1 protein-coding gene is annotated in these 1482 nt (G+C 42.6%); it reads left to right on the forward strand.

All coding sequences use genetic code 11. From position 1 onward, the window contains the following. A partial coding sequence (locus tag R7F67_RS23990; RefSeq protein ID WP_318057433.1) for an Ig-like domain-containing protein occupies nt 1–1482 on the forward strand: 1482 nt, incomplete at both ends.

The following is a 1482-nucleotide window of genomic DNA, read 5'->3' on the forward strand; positions in this document are numbered from 1 at the left end:
TCAAATTACTTTTTATGAAGCGATTGATCATGGTGTAGGTCAAGATGAGCTGGTGACTAACGTATTGGTTGAAAGCACTCAAAGTGATGCTGATGGTACACAAGAAACGGTTGTGGCCCCCCTAGAAATCGCCATCCTTGATGCCGATCCAGTGATCGCAAATGAGTCATATAGTGTAACCGAAGGCCAAGTCATTTCTGGCAATGTACTGGAGAATGACATTGATATTGATGGTGACTTGTACATTCGATATGTCAGAGCCGGAGGAGAGATCCAGTCTGTCCCTGATGGTGGCTCAGTAAGTTTTAGTCTAGAGAAGGGTGAATTAACCGTATTTTCAGATGGCTCTTGGCAGTTGAATGCCAGTCGCAACTTAGATCACACGGTTGAGCAAAGTCTCGTTTTTGATTATCTCGCAGCCGATGATTCAAAAGATTACGGTGTAGCAACCGCAACTATCGACATTATAGATGGCCAAGCGGGTTATGTAGGCAGCGCTACTATAAACACAGCAGAAGTACCTCTGGGAGAGGCATTATTAACCACCGAAGGCAGTGTTAATGTGATTGCTGGCTCTGATAACCCTGATCCGACTAGTTTGTATTTTGGTGGGGCATCCATTACTAAGTTAGAGGCATTAGGGCTTACAAGCTCAGTCTCTGATAATGAGCTTAGCTACACGTTAAGTTCCAGTGGAAAGCAAATCACAGCATTTGCCAATGGTGTCACTGTATTTACGTTAACATTGAGTGGCATTGAGTCGGGTAACGATGTACTAGCTTCAATTTCGCTTACTCTTGATCATCCTATCGATCAATTCAATAGTAGTGATACGGTCACTTTCCCGTTGACCATTGGAGGGACAGATCTAGACTCCACACCGCTTGTAGAGAATGAAATTGATTTCGTGTTGAAAGATGGTGTTGATCCTACGTTGAGCAACTTGACTGTTGTTGCAATGGAGGAGATTAATCTAGAAAGTGGGACAATCTTTAAGACTGGGAGCCTTCAACTCGATATCGGGAGTGATTATGTTGACTCTCTTCGATTTAGCGAATTAAACCAGCCCACATTAGTGAGTAGTGAAAGTGAGTTGCTTTACCGTCTGTCTGATGACGGTACGACAATTACTGGCTATATCTTAGAAGGTGGGGTGGAAGTAAATATTTTTCAATCGAAACTATTATCCACATTACCTTTAGAGTCGAGTAGTGAAATAGAGTATTCCTTTGAATTATATCGCTCTTTCGATCTGTCAAAAGATCAAATCCTGGATATACCATTGTTAGTTAATGCAACAGATTCAGACGGTGACACCACCTCGGTAACATTGGATATTACCTTAGAGGCAATAGAAGGTTTGAACGATGATGCCTCTTTAACGGTGGATATTCTTGATGGCGGTGATGGATACGAAAACCAGTTTGAAGTTCCTAGTGTCACGATTCAAGGTGACGCACTCAAGATAAGCGATGAGTGGCT

Source organism: Vibrio sp. YT-17, from assembly GCF_033337375.1.
Taxonomy (GTDB): domain Bacteria; phylum Pseudomonadota; class Gammaproteobacteria; order Enterobacterales; family Vibrionaceae; genus Vibrio; species Vibrio alginolyticus.